Source organism: Marinobacter salexigens, from assembly GCF_018860765.1.
GTDB classification, from domain to species: Bacteria; Pseudomonadota; Gammaproteobacteria; order Pseudomonadales; family Oleiphilaceae; genus Marinobacter; species Marinobacter salexigens_A.
Genome location: NZ_JAHKPV010000021.1, coordinates 460,595 through 479,815, shown reverse-complemented (window position 1 = coordinate 479,815; position 19,221 = coordinate 460,595). Strand labels below are relative to the sequence as shown.

General features: G+C 51.8%; 13 protein-coding genes and 4 tRNA genes. 13 read left to right on the top strand and 4 right to left on the bottom strand.

The genetic code is table 11. The features are described from left to right. Positions 1–68: 68 nt before the first annotated feature. The 3 genes from KO508_RS15825 to KO508_RS15815 all read left to right on the top strand — a co-directional run bounded on the left by KO508_RS15825 (position 69) and on the right by KO508_RS15815 (position 4,254). Positions 69–1,475: a hypothetical protein gene (locus tag KO508_RS15825; RefSeq protein WP_216009255.1), complete on the top strand. Its 1,407-nt coding sequence runs from the start codon at positions 69–71 to the stop codon at positions 1,473–1,475. A 44-nt stretch (positions 1,476–1,519) separates the two neighbouring features. Then, the gene (locus KO508_RS15820) at positions 1,520–3,145 is read left to right on the top strand and encodes an AMP-binding protein (protein WP_216009254.1); all 1,626 of its coding nucleotides are present in this window, start codon (positions 1,520–1,522) and stop codon (positions 3,143–3,145) included. A 194-nt stretch (positions 3,146–3,339) separates the two neighbouring features. After that, complete coding sequence (locus KO508_RS15815; RefSeq protein ID WP_252738159.1) at positions 3,340–4,254, top strand: hypothetical protein; 915 nt, start codon at positions 3,340–3,342, stop codon at positions 4,252–4,254. Positions 4,255–4,275: 21 nt separating this feature from the next. Here the strand turns inward: KO508_RS15815 and KO508_RS15810 are convergent, their stop codons facing one another. The 3 genes from KO508_RS15810 to KO508_RS15800 form a co-directional block, all read right to left on the bottom strand. After that, entirely contained in the window at positions 4,276–6,939 is a 2,664-nt protein-coding gene (locus KO508_RS15810; protein WP_216009252.1) for a mechanosensitive ion channel domain-containing protein, read from the bottom strand. A gap of 61 nt (positions 6,940–7,000) precedes the next feature. Next, positions 7,001–7,735 (bottom strand): UDP-2,3-diacylglucosamine diphosphatase, encoded by a 735-nt coding sequence (locus KO508_RS15805; protein ID WP_216009251.1) that lies wholly within the window; start codon positions 7,733–7,735, stop codon positions 7,001–7,003. Beyond that, positions 7,732–8,241 (bottom strand): peptidylprolyl isomerase, encoded by a 510-nt coding sequence (locus KO508_RS15800; protein WP_216009250.1) that lies wholly within the window; start codon positions 8,239–8,241, stop codon positions 7,732–7,734. Before KO508_RS15800 ends, KO508_RS15805 begins: the two co-directional genes overlap by 4 nt. Before the next feature lie 136 nt (positions 8,242–8,377). On the opposite strand from KO508_RS15800, the gene KO508_RS15795 reads away from it, so the two are divergent. The 3 genes from KO508_RS15795 to KO508_RS15785 all read left to right on the top strand — a co-directional run bounded on the left by KO508_RS15795 (position 8,378) and on the right by KO508_RS15785 (position 13,778). Next, positions 8,378–10,048 carry a glutamine--tRNA ligase/YqeY domain fusion protein gene (locus tag KO508_RS15795; RefSeq protein WP_216009249.1) on the top strand — a complete coding sequence of 557 codons (1,671 nt, stop codon included), beginning with the start codon at positions 8,378–8,380 and terminating at the stop codon, positions 10,046–10,048. 24 nt (positions 10,049–10,072) lie between these two features. Further along, positions 10,073–11,461 (top strand): cysteine--tRNA ligase, encoded by a 1,389-nt coding sequence (gene cysS, locus KO508_RS15790; RefSeq protein WP_216009248.1) that lies wholly within the window; start codon positions 10,073–10,075, stop codon positions 11,459–11,461. 136 nt (positions 11,462–11,597) lie between these two features. Further along, complete coding sequence (locus tag KO508_RS15785) at positions 11,598–13,778, top strand: malate synthase G (RefSeq protein ID WP_216009247.1); 2,181 nt, start codon at positions 11,598–11,600, stop codon at positions 13,776–13,778. Between the two features lie 81 nt (positions 13,779–13,859). Here KO508_RS15785 and folD read toward each other — a convergent pair whose 3' ends face one another. Continuing rightward, positions 13,860–14,717, bottom strand: a complete 858-nt coding sequence (gene folD / locus KO508_RS15780; RefSeq protein ID WP_216009246.1) for a bifunctional methylenetetrahydrofolate dehydrogenase/methenyltetrahydrofolate cyclohydrolase FolD — start codon at positions 14,715–14,717, stop codon at positions 13,860–13,862. A gap of 225 nt (positions 14,718–14,942) precedes the next feature. Here folD and KO508_RS15775 point away from each other — a divergent pair. From KO508_RS15775 to clpX, 7 genes are all read left to right on the top strand, one after another. Next, a tRNA-Pro gene (locus KO508_RS15775) sits at positions 14,943–15,019 on the top strand. Positions 15,020–15,051: 32 nt separating this feature from the next. Next, positions 15,052–15,128, top strand: a tRNA-Arg gene (locus tag KO508_RS15770). A 113-nt stretch (positions 15,129–15,241) separates the two neighbouring features. Then, positions 15,242–15,317, top strand: a tRNA-His gene (locus tag KO508_RS15765). A gap of 15 nt (positions 15,318–15,332) precedes the next feature. Beyond that, positions 15,333–15,417: transfer RNA gene (locus tag KO508_RS15760), tRNA-Leu, on the top strand. 279 nt (positions 15,418–15,696) lie between these two features. Next, positions 15,697–17,001: a trigger factor gene (gene tig / locus KO508_RS15755; protein ID WP_216009245.1), complete on the top strand. Its 1,305-nt coding sequence runs from the start codon at positions 15,697–15,699 to the stop codon at positions 16,999–17,001. Positions 17,002–17,181: 180 nt separating this feature from the next. After that, positions 17,182–17,817, top strand: coding sequence for an ATP-dependent Clp endopeptidase proteolytic subunit ClpP (gene clpP / locus KO508_RS15750; RefSeq protein WP_216009244.1), 636 nt, complete (start codon positions 17,182–17,184; stop codon positions 17,815–17,817). A gap of 78 nt (positions 17,818–17,895) precedes the next feature. Continuing rightward, a complete protein-coding gene (clpX, locus tag KO508_RS15745) occupies positions 17,896–19,179 on the top strand; it encodes an ATP-dependent Clp protease ATP-binding subunit ClpX (protein WP_216009243.1) in 1,284 nt (427 codons plus the stop codon). Positions 19,180–19,221 lie beyond the last annotated feature (42 nt).

Sequence of the window (19,221 nt, the reverse complement as noted above, 5' to 3'; positions counted from 1 at the left end):
TAGTATTTGGGCGGAGATAATCTCTTCGCTATGCAATTCGAAATTCAGTTGGATGGAGAACAACAACAATGTCCCTAAAAAAGAGATCAACTGGCGGTGAACAGCCGTCAGCCTTGGGCGCGCTAAACCTTCGTGTGCCCTTTGTACATTACAAAATAGAGATTCCGGATATTCTGCAAGGTGCGATCTTGTGTGTCGTTCCTCTGAGTATTACTGCATTAATGACATCTGTTCTGGGGATTCCGTTTGAAATTGCGGTTGCTTTTGTCCTCCTCAACAACATTCTCTATCTGGTACACACGCATTTCGGTGACCCCACGGTTGCCGGTTGGATTACAGCCGGGATTCCCTTGTATGTAGCCTTTTTATCGAGCTATCCAGAGGGGGACGCCAGAATACTGGCGTTAATTGCCTTACAGCTAACCGTCTCAGGTGTTTTTCTTGGCCTCGGGGTGTTCAAGGGGGCTGACGCGCTGGTGCGAAAAATGCCTGCGTCATTGAAATCCGGGATTTTAATTGGTGCGGGTATTTCGGCCATTATGGGAGAGTTTGGCTCAGACGGTCGGGTCTGGACCATGCCAATTACCATTCTGACCGGCGCGGTTCTGGGGTTCTTCATGTTGTTCTCGGAAACCGCCGGTCCCTTGCGTGCACGCTACGGTTTTTTCCGCTTTGTAGCTCAATACGGCATTGCTGTGCCTTTCCTGTTTGCTTACGTCTTGGGCATGATCATCGGTGAGGTAGATACGCCGGTCATTGAGTGGGGGTTCACCACCATTCCCATGGGCATTATCTTGAGCGAATACAGCATCTTCGGGTTGGGTATGCCGCCACTGCAGTACTTTATTGATGCCATCCCTTTGGCGCTGGCGGCTTACATTATTGCCTTTGGCGACATTCTGGTAATGGACTCCCTGTTCAAAAATGCCGATGCTGTTCGCAAGGACGAAAAGCTGGTATTCAGCCCGCGCCGTAACAGCATCATCGTCGGGATTCGCAACTTTGTGCACGCGATCTTTGCGCCCTTCATCAGCTTGTCTGGCCCCGCGTGGACCGGTGGTCAAGCGTTGGTGATTAACCGCTACATGAACAACCCACGTTCGGTGATGGACAGTTATTGGGGTGGTGCGACCAGTCTGTACTGGGGTATGACAATCGCTGTTGTGCTGGTGCCTGTAGTGACCTTGTTCAAGCCGGGCCTGAACATCGGTATGGCGCTGACGCTATTGATTCAGGGTTATCTATGCGGATATTTGGCTATCGAAATGCTGGATCGCCAGACCAACCTTGAGCGTGGCATTGCTGTTATCGTCGGTTCGGTGCTAGCCGTGCAGGGTGCGGCCTGGGGGCTGGGAGTCGGCCTTGTACTCTGGTTCTTCCTCGAGAAGAACTGGTTTGCGGACGCCTACGTAGCAACTCATCACCAAGACAGTGAAGAGACAGCGGACGATTCAGTAACCGAAAAAACTAATTGATCGCGACAAAGCTTGTTTGAAAGAACAACTAAAGGTTTAACACAATGGAAAACATGTTTGAGCTCGGGCTCGATAAAACAGATGCTAGCTACACGCCCCTGACGCCGATTTCATTTATTCAGAGAACGGCTCTGGCGCATCCAACCCGTACCGCGGTTATCCACGGCAGCATCCGTCGTACGTGGGCGGAAACCTATCAGCGATGCCTGAAGATGGCATCTGCATTGCGTAAGTTGGGTGTCCGGAAAGGGGACACAGTGGCCGCACTGCTACCAAACATTCCGGAAATGCTGGAGTTGCATTTTGCGGTGCCAATGATTGGGGCTGTTCTGAACGCCCAGAACACCCGACTTGATTCCAAAACCATGACATTCATGCTCAACCATGGGCGTGCAAAGGTGTTTTTCACCGACATGGAATACAGTGATCGGTCCCGTGATGCACTTACCGGATGTGATGCCAAACCGATCGTAATTGATGTTGATGATCCCAACTTCGCTGGTGGCGAGTTGATTGGCAAGATGACCTATGAAGATTTGCTGGCTACCGGCGATGATAAGTTCGCGTGGGATATGCCCGACGATGAGTGGCAGGCAATTGCCCTGAACTACACGTCGGGCACCACAGGAAACCCGAAAGGTGTGGTTTATCACCATCGAGGCGCGCACTTGAATGCTTTGAGCAATATCATCGGCTTTGGGTTGCCGTCCGGTGCCGTTTATCTTTGGACACTGCCGATGTTTCATTGCAACGGTTGGTGCTATCCATGGGCGGTAACCGCTGTGGCCGGTACTCATGTATGCCTGCGTGCTCCGCAACCGAAGCCAATATACGATGCCATTGCCGAGCACGGGGTAACCCATCTCTGCGCTGCACCGGTTGTGCTGAATATGCTTATCAACGCCCCTGAAGAACATAAAAAGCCGTTCAGCCAGCTTGTCACGGCAGCTACCGGTGGTGCGGCACCTCCTGCGGCAACGATTGCAGCTATGGAATCCATGGGGGTGAAAGTAGTACACCTGTATGGTTTGACCGAAACCTATGGCCCCAGCCTGATCTGTGAATTCCAGGATGAGTGGCATTCCCTGGATGGCAAGGACAAAGCGGCGAAAATGGCCCGGCAGGGGATACTGTCATTGTCCATGGCGGATATGATGGTGGCAGACCCTGTGACCCTCGAGCCAGTGGAGCAAAATGGTAAAGCGATTGGTGAGCTTTTTGTGCGGGGCAATTCCGTTATGAAGGGGTATCTGAATAACCCGGAGGAAACTACCAAATCCTTCGCCGGAGGCTGGTTCCATACTGGAGATTTGGGCGTATGGCACACCGATGGCTACGTGGAAATAAAGGACCGCTCCAAAGACATTATCATTTCGGGTGGAGAGAATATTTCGACCCTCGAGGTGGAAAGTACACTCTACGACCATCCTGCGGTACTGGAGGCTGCCGTTGTTGCAGCACCCGATAACCACTGGGGTGAAATCCCCTGTGCGTTTATAACGTTGAAATCCGGCAACGATCACCTTACAGCAGCGGACATCGAAACTTATTGTCGGGCAAATCTGGCGGGCTTCAAAGTACCCAGAAAAATTGTATTTATGGACGACTTGCCGAAGACATCGACGGGGAAATTGCAAAAACACGTGCTGAGAAGCCAGTTTTCCGATTAAGGATGAGCTTGTATTAATTTGACGATGACTTTTCCCCGGCCCATGCCGGGGTTTTTTTTAAAGGCGCTCAGAAAATGCGGTCTGAGCGCGGATCAATTTTACGGCGGACATGCTCAGGCAAAAGGTACTTGCGCTGTTATAATAAAAATAATCTCTTCATACTAATGGCCGATGTTTTGGTGAGGAGAAACGATTTGAATAGGGCGCTTGGATTGCTGTACTTGATGGCTACATTAGTGTTGTCAGGTTGTAATTCCGAAAACAGTTCCGGAAATACCGAAGCTGTAACGGATGCTTTGGCGGAAGACATTGGTTTGATTTCCGGGAAGCCTTTCCGTGACATCTCCCTCGCCCTAAAGCCCGCCCAGCTAGACTGGGTAGGGCAGAAGATTTTTCAGAATGAGTGTGCCGGCAAGTACGAGTGTCTTGTTCACTGGAACGAATCGGAGGCTTTCCCCTCGCTGGGTATTGGCCACTTTATCTGGTACCCGAGTGGTGTGAATGGGCGGTTTACCGAGAGCTTTCCTGCTCTTTACCAATATATGGAACAGCGCCAGCGTAATATTCCTGAATGGCTGCGAGAGCTTGATCCGTTTCATGCTCCCTGGCCGGACCGGGAAACGTTTCTCCAGGTTGCTGACTCGCCGCAAGTTGCCGAGCTGAGAGAGTTCCTTGCGGGCAGCCAAGGCATTCAGGCGGAGTTTATTTTTCGCCGTGCCAAAGAGTCACTGGTCAAGGTGGTGGAGGCGGCGCCTCAAGCCCGGCAAGGGGATGTGCAAGCCAAACTTCGGGCGCTGATCCAAACGCCTGGCGGTGTTTATGCTTTGATGGACTATGTGAATTTCAAAGGTGAGGGGCTTTCCCCTAACGAGCGCTATAACGATGAGGGCTGGGGCCTGCTTCAAGTTTTACTGGCCATGCCCGAAGCAACGGCAGCCAGCAATGTGCTTCCGCAATTCCGCAAAGCCGCGGCGCAAGTGCTGACCCGCCGTGCCGCAAATGCCGACAACCCGGTTGAGCGGGAGCGCTGGCTTGCCGGGTGGTTAAAGCGTCTGGACACTTACAAAGAGCCGGTCGATATGGGGTCGGTAACCGGCATGTCATCCTGAGGTTGTTTTGGGATTCTTTTCTCAGGTTGCGTGGCTACTTTGGGGCGCCTTGGGAACCTCGGGTAGGTTACGCACATGAATGTCCTGCTGCGGGAAGGGAATTTCAATGCCCGCTTCGTTGAGCGCATGTGTTATGGATGCGTGGATTTCGTGGGACAGGGGCATCATGTCCTCCAGGTCTTTGATGTAAACCCATAGCTCGAAATCGATGCTGCTGTCCCCTAGACCCACACAGAATACCTCTGGGGCCGGGTCGTCCACTACTCTTTCATTCGCGCTGGCAACGCCGATCAGAACTTCCTGAGCTTTGTTTACGTCCGACCCATAGGCGACGCCCACACGCAGGATAACCCGCGTAATCGGATCAGATAAAGTCCAGTTGGTCAGATCCTGAGTAACAAAGGTTTTGTTGGGAATAATCTGTTCTTTTCTATCCCAGTCGACCAGTGTTGTGGCTCGAATTCGTATGCGAGCGACCGTTCCGGTTATGCCATCAATAGTCACCATGTCACCTACTCGGATAGGGCGTTCAAATAGAAGAATGACGCCCGAGACAAAGTTAGCGACAATTTCCTGAAGCCCGAAACCAAGGCCAACACCCAGTGCAGCAATTAGCCATTGCAGTTTCGACCACTGAACCCCCGCTACTGCCAGACAAGCAACCACGCCCGCAAATACCAGCAAGTAGCTTGTGAGGGTTTTTATTGCATAGCCGGTGCCCGGCTCCAGATTTAACCGGCTCAGTATAGTCACTTCAAGGGTGCCGGGGAGATCACGGGCTGCGAGCATGGTTCCTGTGGCAATCAAAATAGCCAACAGAACGTCAGCGAGGGTGATAGGAAGTGGGTCTCCACCCTGCAGGTCGGTGGCGATGGTCCACAGTGTGATGTTGTCGAATAGCTGAAGCGCCGGGAAAACATCGGCCCAAAGCATTGTTAAACCAGTGATGGCCAGTGCGGCTATTACTATGCCCAGCAGTGAAGTGCTCTGGTGGCTGATGTCCTTGAGGTTCATCTCTGGCATGTCCAGTGAAGGCAGAATGTTCTCGTCGGTTGTGTTGTCGGCTTCCCGGTTTTTAGCAGCTTTCTGCTCTGCTGCGCGCTGTTCTCGAAGAATGTCGAGGGTCAGGCGGCGTTCACGAACTGACAGCGCCCTCAAACCCAGATAGTAGAGCAGCGATGTGAAGGCCAGCCAGCAAATGGAGATGAACAGGTTCCGTTCAAGTTCCAGAGCGGTGTAGTGGTAGCCAAACAGCGATGCAATAGCCAGAACAAGGGGAGTGGTTACGGCAATAATGTGCAAAAACAGTAGAAAGCCGTGTTGGCTTTTGTAGGCTCTCACAGCTTTCATGATGCGTTGCGCAAATACCGCCAGCGCGATGGAAACTAGAGTGAACAGCAGGCGACCCAGATTGTCGTCGAATTGCGTCCCTTCGGGTGTTGAGCTTGTGGATGTGGTTATGATGGTCACCGGCAACACGAAAGCCATCAGCAGGGGGATTTCCCGGCGGATAACCAGCAGGGAGTTGGGGTTCCAGTGGAAGTGGCTTTCACCAAGACCGTGCTTGCGGGCCACGTTGCGGATAAAGGCTAGTAAAAGCATGATGAAGCCAGCCGCTGTCAGCCCTTTTGAAAGAGCAGAGAAAAACTGGTTGCCCTCCATTAGTAGCAGAGCGGCCAAAGAAAATACAAGCACACCGGGTAATGCGAGTAAGAAACTGTTAATTAGAGCCTGTATGGTGAACGCTACGCGGTCATGACCCACATTGCCAATGTAGCGACTATTTTCGAGCAGATCATCCGCGATGGCCCTCTGCTTTATGAGCAGAACCAGAAAAAGCAGGGCTACAAGTGTTATGCTGGTATAACGCTCCTCCCACGATCGGGCGATCGTGTCACTCAGGGCACCGACGTGCAGTTCGGAGGCAAACCATTCGGCAGATCGGTAAAGCTGGCCTGGTGTTTCGGTACTGACAGCCGCAGCGCTAGGCAGCCAGAACAGGCGCTGCTGCAGAAGTTTCTTATATTCCTGAACCTGATCCTGAAGAGCCGTTACAGTGCTGTAGTATTCGTTCAGTACATCAATGTGTTGGGTGACAGCCTTGTGCAGTTCGCGCAGCAATTCTGAGCGGCGGGTTTGTCGTCGACCGTCGGTATTGTCGCCCGGTTCGGCAATGGCCTCAAACTCTTCCAGTTTTAGTTGTTCTTCTCTTGCCGACGCAAGCTTGTTCTCTATGTCTTCAGTTAGATCGCTGGCAATGCTTTGTCGTTGTAGGCGCTCGAGTCTCTGTTTTAGCAGTTTGGCATAGCTGGCAGTCAAATTGAGCCCGGCTTTCTCCAATCTAAGCTCAAAGCTTTTATATTCATCTTGCAGCCGGGTGAGAATGGATTCGGCGTAGGTTAACCGCTTCTGGCTCTCACCTACGGCGACCTGACGCTGCGCGAGGGAAGACTCCAGCGCGCGTACTTGGTCGAGAATGTCTGAGCTGACCACGTCCGGCAGTGTGATTTCCGGGGGTGTCTCCATGTCAGCTTCCAGCTCAGGTTGCACAGCTGGCCGGGACTCTTCAGGTGGCACGGAGTTCTCATTGTTTTCAGCCCAGGCGGGCAGTGCCAGAAGACAGAGTAGATAAAAGCCGACCAGACATCTTTCCAGAACTGTGTAACGTGTGGGGCGTTGCTTCATGTTCTGAGCTCCTCTTTGTGGGCGGCTGTGGTTAACGCCTCTATATCAATAGGCAGGCGCCTCAGGAGCTTGTAAGAGGCGCCTTTTTCAGCTCAGGTGGTTGTCCGGGCTGCGCAACAAGCCACCAGATATGTTTGTCCCAGTCGCCCAGAACAATCCGTTTTGCCGGTTGTCGATTTACTTCCAGAGCGTGTTCGGCAGGTCTGTGGGTGTGCCCGTGAATCAGTTGCGGCACGTTATGGGATTCCATGACCCGAACCACTTCTTCAGGCGTCACGTCCATAATGTCTTCTTGCTTGCCCTGATTGGATACCATGCTCATTTCCCGCAGCTGCCGTGCCATTTGCTGGCGGTCTTCAAGAGGACGAGACAAAATCATCTTTTGCATTTGCGGGTTACGCATTTTTGCGCGAAATTTCTGGTATTCCACGTCGGCCGTGCAAAGGCTGTCACCGTGCATTAGCAGGGTAGGGGTGCCGTAGAGATCGATGAGCGTAGGGTCATCCAGCAAGGTGGCGCCCGCTCGGGAACAGAAATCCTCGCCGAGCAGAAAATCCCGATTGCCATGCATCAGGAAAACGTGTGTGCCGTTATCGCTCAGCGTGCGCAGTGCGACAGCAGCTTGGTCTTGCAGGGGGGTGCGCTCATCATCTCCTATCCAGGCTTCAAAGAAATCGCCAAGTATGTATAGCTGCTCGGCGCCATGAGCCTTGCTTTCGAGAAAACCAAGAAACGCCTCTGTGATGTCGGGGCGTGACTCTTCCAGATGTAGATCGGAAATAAACAGCGTGGTCACGCTGCGCCTCCGTCCTCTACAACACTGGCTTTTTCAATCACCACCGCTTCGTAGGGCACGTCTTGATGGCCTGCATCCATGGTGGTACGTACAGCCCGGATGGCGTTAACCGTTTCCATACCTTCCACGACCTTGCCGAACACGCAGTAGCCCCAGCCTTCTGCATTTTTTGCGGTGTGATCTAGGAATCCATTGTTCTCTACGTTAATAAAGAACTGAGCCGAGGCGGAGTGAGGGTCCATGGTGCGCGCCATGGCAACGGTGCCTTTCATGTTGCTCAGGCCGTTATCGGCTTCGTTCTTGATAGGCTCACGGGTTTTGCGTGCGGTCATGCCGGGCTCAAAACCACCGCCCTGAATCATGAAGTTGCTGATAACTCGATGGAAAATTAGGCCGTCATAAAATCCGTCACGGACATACTGCTCAAAATTCTTGGCGGTTTCAGGTGCTTTTTCGTAATCCAGTTCGAGCTTGATATCGCCGTGATTGGTTGTCAGCAGAATCATCAGGGTTTCCTGTTCGTAGGGTTAGAATCAGTTAAAGCCGGTATTGTACTCAAGAGTTTCCGGTGATGCATGAGTCCGGTCCCAATTTGTGAGTATAATAGCCGGTTTACGACCCACTTCTTTTAACAGAGATTGTATGAGCGCCGAGCCGAAGAAAGCCCATAACTTTATTCAGAGCCTGATTGAAGACGCCGTTACCAAAGGCGAGCATACCGGTCAGGTTGTGACCCGCTTCCCGCCTGAGCCCAATGGTTACCTGCACATTGGTCATGCGAAATCCATCTGCCTTAACTTTGGTATTGCACAGACGTTTTCCGGTGTGTGCAATCTGCGGTTTGACGACACCAATCCGGAGAAAGAGAGTCAGGAGTATATCGATGCCATCAAGCAAGACGTTGAATGGCTGGGTTATACCTGGGACGGCGATGTACATTATGCCTCCGATTATTTTGATTCCATCTATTACTTTGCCGAGGAATTGATTGAAAAGGGCAAGGCCTATGTGTGTGCACTATCTGCGGAAGAAATGGCGGAGTACCGTGGCTCCCTAACAGAGCCAGGCAAAAACAGCCCTTACCGCGATCGACCTGTTGAGGAAAGCCTGTCACTTTTCCGCGATATGCGTGACGGAAAATTTCAGAACGGCGAGCTGGTGTTGCGGGCGAAAATTGATATGGCGTCCCCCAACATTAATATGCGCGACCCCATTCTTTACCGCATTCGCTATGCCGAACATCACCAGACGGGCGATAAGTGGTGCATCTACCCGATGTACGATTTCACCCATCCCATTTCCGATGCCATGGAAGGAGTTACTCACTCCCTATGCACGCTGGAGTTTGAAGATCATCGCCCCCTTTATGATTGGGTGTTGGAAAATATTACCGCTCCTTGCCAGCCGCGGCAGATAGAGTTTGCTCGCCTGAATCTGAACTACACCATTACGAGTAAGCGCAAACTCAAACGTCTGGTGGATGAAGGTTTGGTTGATGGCTGGAACGACCCTCGCATGCCCACCATTTCCGGTATGCGCCGCCGGGGCTACACGCCGGAATCCCTGCGTACCTTCTGTGACATGATCGGGGTTAACAAGGCTGGCGGCACCGTGGATATGGGGATGCTGGAATTCGCTATCCGTGAAGATCTGAACATCCGTGCCCCCCGCGCTATGTGTGTCATGCGCCCGTTAAAAGTAACGCTTACTAATTATCCGGCTGACAAAACAGAAACGTTGGTGCTGCCAATGCACCCGCAGAACCCGGACATGGGGCAGCGAGAAGTTACCTGGAGTCAGACCCTGTACATCGACCGGGAAGACTTCGTTGAAGAAGCCCCGCGTAAGTGGAAGCGTTTGGCGCCGGAGAAAGCAGTGCGCCTGCGTGGTGGTTATGTCATGACCTGTAAAGAAGTGGTGCGGGACGCCAACGGTGAGATTGTGGAGTTACGCTGTGAATACGACCCAGCCACTTTGGGCGTGAACCCGGAAGGTTATAAACCAAACGGTGTTATTCACTGGGTATCTGCAAGCCACAGTGTTGATTGCGACATTAATCTCTATGACCGCCTATTCAATCACGAATCGCCAGACAGTGATAAAGAAGGCGACTTTGTTGATCATATTAATCCGCAGTCGCTTGTTGTGCTGACTGGTGCGCGGGTAGAGCAGAATCTCTCAGCACCTTTAACGGATTTACCTTACCAGTTTGAGCGCGAAGGTTACTTCTTTTGCGATCAGGAATTAACAGCTAAAGCCGGCAAGCCGGTATTCAATCGCACCGTTACTTTGCGGGATTCCTGGGGTAAGTAAGGGATAGCATTCGGGAGACCAGCTTTGATCAGGATTTATAATACGCTCAGCCAGCAAAAAGAAACCTTCAAGTCCATCGAGCCTGGCAAGGTTCGAATGTATGTGTGCGGAATGACGGTTTACGATTATTGCCATCTGGGCCACGCCCGGGTGTTGGTGGCGTTTGATGTCATCACACGCTATTTGCGAAATCGCGGCTACGATGTGACCTACGTGCGTAATATCACTGATATTGACGACAAGATTCTTCGTCGCGCGGAGGAAAACGGCGAACCGTTCACTGAGCTGACCGGCCGTATGATCACGGCTATGCGTGAGGACGAAGTCAAACTCGGTGTGCTGCCGCCAAGCGTACAGCCTCGCGCGACGGATTACATCGCCGAAATCATTGCCATGATCAATACGTTAATTGAAACCGACCATGCCTATGCGGCGGATAATGGCGATGTGTACTTTTCCGTAGAATCTTTTGAGGATTACGGAAAACTCAGCAAGAAAAAACTCGAAGACCTGCTGGCAGGCGCGCGCATTGATGTTCAAGAAGCCAAACGCAGCCCGGCGGATTTTGCATTGTGGAAAGCAGCCGGTGAAGGCGAAGTGAGCTGGGCTTCGCCTTGGGGTAATGGTCGACCTGGTTGGCATATTGAGTGCTCTGCCATGTCGACACACTGCCTCGGTGATACCTTTGATATTCATGGTGGCGGGCCAGACTTGATGTTCCCCCACCATGAAAACGAAATTGCCCAGTCTGAGTGCGCCACCGGGCACAGGTTTGTGAATACCTGGATGCACGCGGGCGCCATCCGTGTGAACAAGGAGAAGATGTCCAAGTCCCTTGGTAACTTTTTCACTATACGGGAAATACTGGAAACCTATCCGCCCGAGGTCGTCCGCTTCTTTTTGGTTTCCAGTCACTACCGTAGTCAGGTCGACTATTCCGAAGACAATCTTGCAGAAGCGGGGCGTTCATTGGCCCGGCTTTACCATGCGTTGCGTGGCATAGAACCGATGAGTTCGGAAGATGTGCCGGAAACAGTGCATGACCAGCGCTTTGTTGAGTTAATGAACGATGACTTTAACTGCCCGGGTGCCATTTCCGTTTTGCACGGCCTTGCCAATGACATAAATCAACACCGCCGCGAAGGTCGTGAAGATGAAGCAAGGCAAGCGGCCAGAGTAATGGTCAGGCTTGGCGATGTTCTTGGGATTTTGCAGCAAAATCCTGATGCGTTTTTTCAGGCGGATGCCGGTGGCGAGCTTACAGCGGCAGACATTGAGGCGAAGATTCAGGCGCGTGCGGACGCCCGGAAAGCCAAAGACTTTGCGGGCGCTGATCGCATACGCGATGAGCTTGCCGAGCAGGGCATTATTCTGGACGACTCTCGTGAAGGGACAAGTTGGCGGCGGAGCTAAGGTTGATACCAAGGTCGTGTTGTAGTCAGGGAAATGACCTTATAGGGAAAATCCCGTATAATGCGGCCTTCGATTTTTCGAGCCCGATGGCGGAGTTGTCATCGGGACAAGGCTAACCCACTGAGGCTAATTAACGATGACAGAGCGCGTACAACTCGGCGGCATTCAGGTCGCAAAGAACTTGTATGACTTCGTAACTAACGAAGCAATTCCGGGTACTGGGCTGGATGCTGAAAAATTCTGGGCGGAATTTGACAAGATCGTAAACGATCTGGCGCCGCGCAATCGTGAGTTGCTGGCCAAGCGTGATGCCATTCAGGAAAAAATGGATAGCTGGAATTGTGACCATAAGGGCCAGAAGCTGGATATGGCTGCCTATAAGTCCTTCCTGAAAGAAATCGGCTACTTGGTCGACGAGCCAGCGGATTTCCGTATTTCTACAGCGAATGTTGATCCGGAAGTTGCCACCATGGCCGGGCCGCAATTGGTTGTGCCCATCATGAATGCCCGTTTTGCATTGAACGCGGCAAACGCCCGTTGGGGTAGTCTCTACGATGCACTTTACGGTACTGATGCGATTTCTGAAGAAGAAGGTGCTGAGAAGGGTCGTGGTTATAACCCGGTTCGTGGTGCCAAGGTAATTGAGTTTGCCCGCAACTTGCTGGACAACTCTGCACCTCTGGCGGCAGGTAGTCACAAAGATGCGGCGCTGTATCAGGTTGTTGGCGGTAAGCTGGCCGTTAAGATGCAGAACGGTGACGTGACTGGCCTCGATGATGAGTCTGGTTTTGTGGGCTACACCGGGGCGGCTGATGCACCTACCGGTATCCTGCTGGTCAAAAACGGCATGCACTTCGAAATCCAGATTGACGCCAGCCACCCGATTGGCAAAGACGACGGCGCTCACGTGAAAGATGTGCTGATGGAGTCTGCTTTGACCACCATCATGGATTGTGAAGATTCGGTTGCCGCTGTGGATGCTGACGACAAAACTCTGGCTTACAGCAACTGGCTCGGCCTAATGAAAGGCAATCTTGAAGAAACGTTCGAGAAAGGTGGCGAGCGCCTGACCCGTAAAATGAATCCGGATCGCGAGTACACTGCAGCTGAGGGTAGCGAGATCAAACTGAAAGGCCGCAGCCTTATGTTTGTTCGTAACGTGGGCCACTTGATGACCAACCCCGCTATCCTGCTGAAAGATGGCAGCGAAGTGCCCGAGGGCCTGATGGATGGTCTTATAACGTCACTGATTGCCATTCATGACCTGAAGGGCGATGGTAAGTTCCAGAACAGCGCTACAGGTTCCGTTTATATTGTTAAGCCAAAAATGCACGGCCCGGAAGAAGTGGCGTTTACCAACGAGTTCTTTGGTCGTGTTGAAGATGCCCTTGGTCTGCCGCGCTTTACGCTAAAAGTTGGCATTATGGACGAAGAGCGTCGCACGACGGTGAACCTAAAGGCTTGTATTCACGCAGCTAAGGATCGTGCTGTATTCATCAATACCGGCTTCTTGGATCGTACCGGTGATGAAATGCACACGTCCATGGAGCTCGGTCCGTTCATTCGCAAAGGTGAAATGAAGCAGGCGGCTTGGATTGGCGCTTACGAGCAGTGGAACGTCGACATTGGTCTGGAAACCGGCTTCCGTGGCGTTGCCCAGATTGGTAAAGGGATGTGGGCCATGCCGGATTTGATGGCAGGGATGCTTGAGCAGAAAATTGGCCACCCGAAAGCAGGTGCCAATACAGCGTGGGTGCCCTCGCCAACGGCGGCCACTCTGCATGCTACGCATTATCACCAAGTGTCTGTGGCCGATATTCAGAAAGATCTGGAAAGCCGCGCCCGCGCGAGTCTGGACGATATTCTCACTGTGCCGGTGATGGAGGATCCTTCCAAGCTGACAGAGGCAGACATCCAGCAGGAGCTGGATAACAACGCTCAGGGTATTCTGGGTTACGTTGTGCGCTGGATTGATAGCGGTGTGGGTTGCTCCAAGGTGCCCGATATCAACGATATTGGCCTGATGGAAGATCGCGCAACCCTGCGTATTTCCTCACAGCATCTGGCTAACTGGCTGCACCACGGTATTTGCACCGAAGCTCAGGTTGAAGAAACCATGAAGCGTATGGCGAAGGTTGTGGATAAGCAGAACGCCAACGATCCAAGCTACCGGGCTATGGCGCCCAGCTTTGCTGACAGTATTGCGTTTCAGGCCGCTATGGATTTGGTTTTAAAGGGTCGCGAGCAACCAAGTGGCTACACTGAGCCGCTGCTGCACGCTTATCGCCTCAAAGCGAAAGAGAAGTTTGGCCAGTAATAATTAGCTGATACTAAAAAACCCGCTTTGGCGGGTTTTTTAGTTTTTATTCAAGGGGGGAAGGTTGAGGGCGCTGAATCATCACTCGTTGTGCAGTTCGTTTGCTGCGTACAGGGTGTTTTGTAGGAGGGTGGCAATCGTCATGGGGCCTACGCCACCCGGCACGGGTGTGATGTATGCTGCTCGGGTCGAGGCAGCTGTGAAGTCCACGTCCCCTTGTAGTTTGCCGTTTTCCATACGATTTATACCCACATCAATCACAGTTGCGCCAGGCTTCACCCAGTCGCCTTTAATCAAGCCGGGTTTGCCTACCGCAGCAATCAAAATGTCGGCTTCACGGACAAACTTTTCTAAATCCGGTGTGAAGCGGTGGCACACTGTGGTGGTTGCACCTTTGAGCAGTAATTCCATGGTCATAGGGCGGCCGACAATATTGGATGCGCCTACAATCACTGCGTGCTGCCCTTTGTAGGGGGTATCGATGCTATCGAGTAGGGTGATCACGCCAGCCGGTGTGCATGGCCTGAGTGCAGGCTTACGCTGGACTAGGCGCCCTATGTTGTAGGGATGGAAGCCATCCACATCTTTATCTGGTCGAATTTTCAGTAAGATCGGGTCTGCATCCAGATGGTTGGGTAATGGAAGCTGTACCAGTATTCCATCAACCGCAGGATTGTCATTCAGTTCATCGACCAGAGCTTCTAACGCTTGCTGCGAGGTGTCTGCAGGCAGGTCGTAGGACAGTGAAAGAATGCCTGCGGCGTTACACGCTTTGCGTTTATTACCTACATAGACTTCGGAAGCTGGATCGTTTCCCACTAGTACTACAGCTAGGCCCGGCGCGCGCAGGCCTTTGCGGGCACGTGCTTCTACGCCGGCAGCGACTTGCTGTCGCACTGCGGCGGCAATTTCTTTTCCATTGATCAGTTTGGCGCTCATGTTTCGTCTTGTCAGTTGGCATGGGTAAATAAAAGGGGCATCATTGTCTCACGCTTGTCGCTTAACTCCAATTGGTGGAGCGTTGGGCTAAAGCCGCGGTTTGCGGGGCGGTCGAGTTTAAAATAACTGATTTAAGAGAGAATTTGATTTTCTTTGTTGACGGATCGATTTGGCGACGGTAATATGCGCGCCAACTTTGCTGATGCAGATATTGTTCAGTTTAAACGGGGTATAGCGCAGTCTGGTAGCGCGCCTGCTTTGGGAGCAGGATGTCGGGAGTTCGAATCTCTCTACCCCGACCATTTTCTGAATGTTCAGCTAGGCCAACGGTCAAGCGCCCGTAGCTCAGCTGGATAGAGCATCGGCCTTCTAAGCCGAGGGTCGCAGGTTCGAGTCCTGCCGGGCGCGCCATTAAAGCGTCGGCTTGATCGAAGCTGATTTAGCACTGACGTTTTGGTGTTAAATAAGTTGAACAGCAGCTTTGAAAAGCTGTCGGATTATACCGAAAGGTATGTCTCTATGTGGTGGACGTAGCTCAGTTGGTAGAGCTCAGGATTGTGACTCCTGCGGTCGAGGGTTCGATCCCCTTCGTCCACCCCACTTTTATTAAAAATCCGGGTTGTGGCGAAATTGGTAGACGCGCCAGATTTAGGTTCTGGTTCCGAGAGGAGTGGGAGTTCGATTCTCCCCAACCCGACCATTTTTAAAAGGCTCTTAGAGACGATCTAAGAGCCTTTTTTCTTTTCAGTTTGCCCCGGTACCCCTTTGTTTTTCAGTTTTTGCCCCAAACTCCTGCTCACAGAGTGTGTCGCTGTTATCACGAACTCTGAAACTACCTTGGTAGGTGATTCTCTCGCTGGGGTAAACCGTGATAAACTGTCGGCTTTTAATTTTGGGTCCTTTCCGGGAAAGCCTCCCAGAAACGGACTTTTGGTTTTAATTTCATTCACATACCGAACCCGAAATTTGAGGATCTTCCATGCAAGTGTCTGTTGAAACGACCTCCAACATCGAGCGTCGCATGACGATTGGTGTGCCCGCCCAGGAAATTGATCAGGCGGTTCAGAAACGCCTGCAGGAAACTGCGCGCACTGTGCGTCTGAATGGTTTCCGCCCTGGTAAGGTGCCCATGAGCGTGGTCAAGCGTCGTTTCGGTGACAGTGTTCGCCAGGAAATTGTCGGCGAAATTATGCGCGACAATTACATTAAGGCACTGCAGGAGCAGGATATTAATCCGGCGGGTTGGCCAAAGCTTGAGCCCAAAACAATGGAAGCCGGCAAAGATCTGGAATTTGTTGCCATCTTCGAAGTGCTTCCTGAAATTGAATTGGGCGATCTGAGCAAAGTCTCTATCGAGAAGCTGACTTCTGAGATCACCGACAAGGATATCGACACCATGATCGATAACCTGCGTCGTCAGCAGGCCACCATGAAATCTGTGAAGCGCAAGTCCAAGAACAAGGACGTGCTGACCATCGACTTTAAAGGCTTCATTGATGGTGAAGAATTCGAAGGCGGCGCTGCAGAAGGCCACAAGCTGACTCTGGGTTCGGATCAAATGATTCCAGGTTTTGAAAAAGCGATTGTTGGTGGCAAGGCCGGTGAAGAGCTGGAAATCGAAGTGACCTTCCCAGAGGACTATCACAACGAAGACCTCAAAGGTAAGCCAGCGAAGTTTGAAATCAAAATTCACGAAGTTGAAGAGCCTCAGCTGCCTGAATTAAATGCCGAGTTCTTCACCAAGTTCGGTATTGAGGCAGAAGACGAAGCTGCGTTCCGTGAAGAAGTGAAAAAGAACATGGAGCGTGAGCTCAAGCAGGCTGTATCTAACAAGGTTAAAAATGACGTTGTAGACGGTCTTCTTGAATCAACTGAGTTCGAGGTTCCTGCTGCACTGACAGATCAGGAAATTGATCGCCTTCGTCAGGACGCAGTTCAGCGCTTTGGCGGACAAGTAGACTTTCAGCAGCTACCCAAGGAAATTTTTCAGGAGCAAGCTGACCGTCGCGTGAAGACCGGCCTGTTGTTCCAGGAAGTTGTTAAGGCAAACGATCTGAAAGTTGATGCTGCCAAGGTTGATGAAAAGATCCAAGAAATTGCGTCAACGTATGAACAACCTGACGAGGTGATTGCTCATTTCAACGGTAACCCGGAGCAAAAAAGCCAGATTGAGTCTTCTGTACTGGAAGATCAGGTTGTTGACTATGTTCTCTCTCAGGCTAAGGTCAAAGAGAAGAAAGTTAAATACGAAGAAGCCATTCAGGCAGGACAGCCCCAGCGCTGATAAGGCGAAGCGTTGGTGTCAGGGTCAGATATACTTTTGGCCCGGGCTGGCCGAACAGAGCTAACAGCCGGCATGTCCGGCTGTTTTCATCTTGGCTTGCGACTGGCACAGTACAAGAATACTGAAGTAGCCGTGGTGTGAAACCACGTTCCATCTGTCCATAAGGAGTTCAGGCGCATCATGATGCAGAAACCGATTGATGATCCCGCAATGCTTACCAGATCCGCTCTGGTGCCGATGGTTATTGAGCAGACCGCTCGTGGAGAGCGTTCGTTTGATATTTATTCCCGTCTGCTCAAGGAGCGGGTGATCTTCATGGTTGGGCAGGTGGAAGATCACATGGCGAACCTGATCGTGGCTCAGCTTCTGTTTTTGGAGTCTGAAAATCCGGATAAAGATATCCACCTCTACATCAATAGCCCGGGTGGGTCTGTAACAGCTGGTATGTCCATTTACGACACCATGCAGTTCATCAAGCCGGACGTCTCAACTCTGTGTGTTGGCCAAGCGGCTAGCATGGGAGCCTTCCTTTTGGCTGGCGGTGCGCCTGGTAAGCGTGCTTGCTTGCCTAACTCGCGGGTTATGATTCACCAGCCTTTGGGTGGTTATCAGGGGCAGGCAACTGATATTGAAATTCATACCCGTGAAATTCTTAAAATCCGGCATACGCTGAATTCCATACTGGCCCATCACACCGGTCAGGATTTGGAAACGCTTGCAAAAGATACGGATCGCGACAATTTTATGGATCCGACGCAGGCTAAAGAGTACGGGCTTATTGACTCGATACTTGATAAGCGCGTGCCGAATAAATAATACTGGTAGTAATAGCATCACCCCTGGCCAGCGCCCGACTATCTAAAACGCTGGCAAAACGAGATCAGAGGTATTTCAATGGCAGATGAAAGAAACGGCAGAGGCGACGATAACGGCAAGTTGCTCTACTGCTCGTTTTGTGGAAAGAGCCAGCATGAAGTCCGTAAGCTCATTGCAGGGCCTTCGGTGTTCATCTGCGACGAGTGTGTCGACCTGTGCAACGATATCATCCGCGAAGAAATTCAGGAGAATGCACAGGAGGAGCCGAGTGATCGCCTTCCGACGCCGGCTGAAATCCGCAACACGCTGGATGAATATGTCATTGGTCAGGATCGTGCCAAAGTTGTACTCGCAGTAGCGGTTTATAACCACTACAAGCGCCTCCGCTATGGTGAAGGCAAGGGCGATGTCGAGCTTGGCAAGAGTAATATCCTGCTGATTGGGCCGACTGGTAGCGGTAAAACGCTGCTCGCTGAAACACTCGCGCGTATGCTCAATGTACCCTTTACCATCGCAGATGCTACAACGCTTACAGAAGCCGGCTATGTGGGTGAGGATGTTGAGAATATCATCCAGAAGCTGCTCCAGAAATGTGATTACGATGTAGACAAAGCCCAGCGCGGCATTGTGTACATTGACGAGATCGATAAGATTTCGCGCAAATCTGATAACCCATCCATCACCCGGGATGTTTCGGGTGAGGGTGTGCAGCAGGCGCTGCTGAAGCTCATTGAAGGTACAGTTGCATCTGTGCCGCCTCAGGGCGGACGCAAGCATCCGCAGCAAGAGTTTCTGCAGGTTGATACTGGCAATATGCTATTTATCTGTGGCGGTGCGTTTGCAGGGCTTGACAAGGTTATCCGTGACCGGACTGAAAAGAGCAGCATTGGCTTCTCGGCAGCAGTTGCCAGTCGGGAAGAAAGCAAAAATACGGGTGATGTGATCAAGGATGTCGAGACCGAAGATCTGGTTAAGTACGGTTTGATCCCCGAGTTTGTTGGGCGTTTGCCGGTCGTTGCTACTCTGATGGAGTTGGATGAAGATGCCCTTGTGCAGATCCTGACAGAGCCGAAAAACTCCCTAACTAAGCAGTACCAGAAGCTGTTTGATATGGAAGGTGTGGAACTTGACTTCCGGGACGACGCACTGCGCGCAGTTGCTGGCAAGGCACTGGAACGCAAAACTGGTGCTCGTGGCCTTCGTTCCATCATGGAAGCCACGCTGCTGGATACGATGTATCAAATTCCTTCGGAGCACGACATCTCCAAGGTGGTGATTGATGAAAGCGTGATCAAGGGCGATTCAGAACCGTTTAAGATATACGCCAACAACGATCATGCCAAAGCAGTGCCGGATGATTGATCAGGCTCCACTTAAAAGTGGCTAGTGACTTAAAGAAATTTA

Coding starts and splice junctions, on each gene's coding strand:
- KO508_RS15825 (WP_216009255.1), top strand. CDS start 69: ATGTCCCTAAAAAAGAGATCAACTGGCGGTGAACAGCCGTCAGCCTTG.
- KO508_RS15820 (WP_216009254.1), top strand. CDS start 1,520: ATGGAAAACATGTTTGAGCTCGGGCTCGATAAAACAGATGCTAGCTAC.
- KO508_RS15810 (WP_216009252.1), bottom strand. CDS start 6,939: ATGAAGCAACGCCCCACACGTTACACAGTTCTGGAAAGATGTCTGGTC.
- KO508_RS15800 (WP_216009250.1), bottom strand. CDS start 8,241: ATGATTCTGCTGACAACCAATCACGGCGATATCAAGCTCGAACTGGAT.
- KO508_RS15795 (WP_216009249.1), top strand. CDS start 8,378: ATGAGCGCCGAGCCGAAGAAAGCCCATAACTTTATTCAGAGCCTGATT.
- KO508_RS15785 (WP_216009247.1), top strand. CDS start 11,598: ATGACAGAGCGCGTACAACTCGGCGGCATTCAGGTCGCAAAGAACTTG.
- folD (WP_216009246.1), bottom strand. CDS start 14,717: ATGAGCGCCAAACTGATCAATGGAAAAGAAATTGCCGCCGCAGTGCGA.
- tig (WP_216009245.1), top strand. CDS start 15,697: ATGCAAGTGTCTGTTGAAACGACCTCCAACATCGAGCGTCGCATGACG.
- clpP (WP_216009244.1), top strand. CDS start 17,182: ATGATGCAGAAACCGATTGATGATCCCGCAATGCTTACCAGATCCGCT.
- clpX (WP_216009243.1), top strand. CDS start 17,896: ATGGCAGATGAAAGAAACGGCAGAGGCGACGATAACGGCAAGTTGCTC.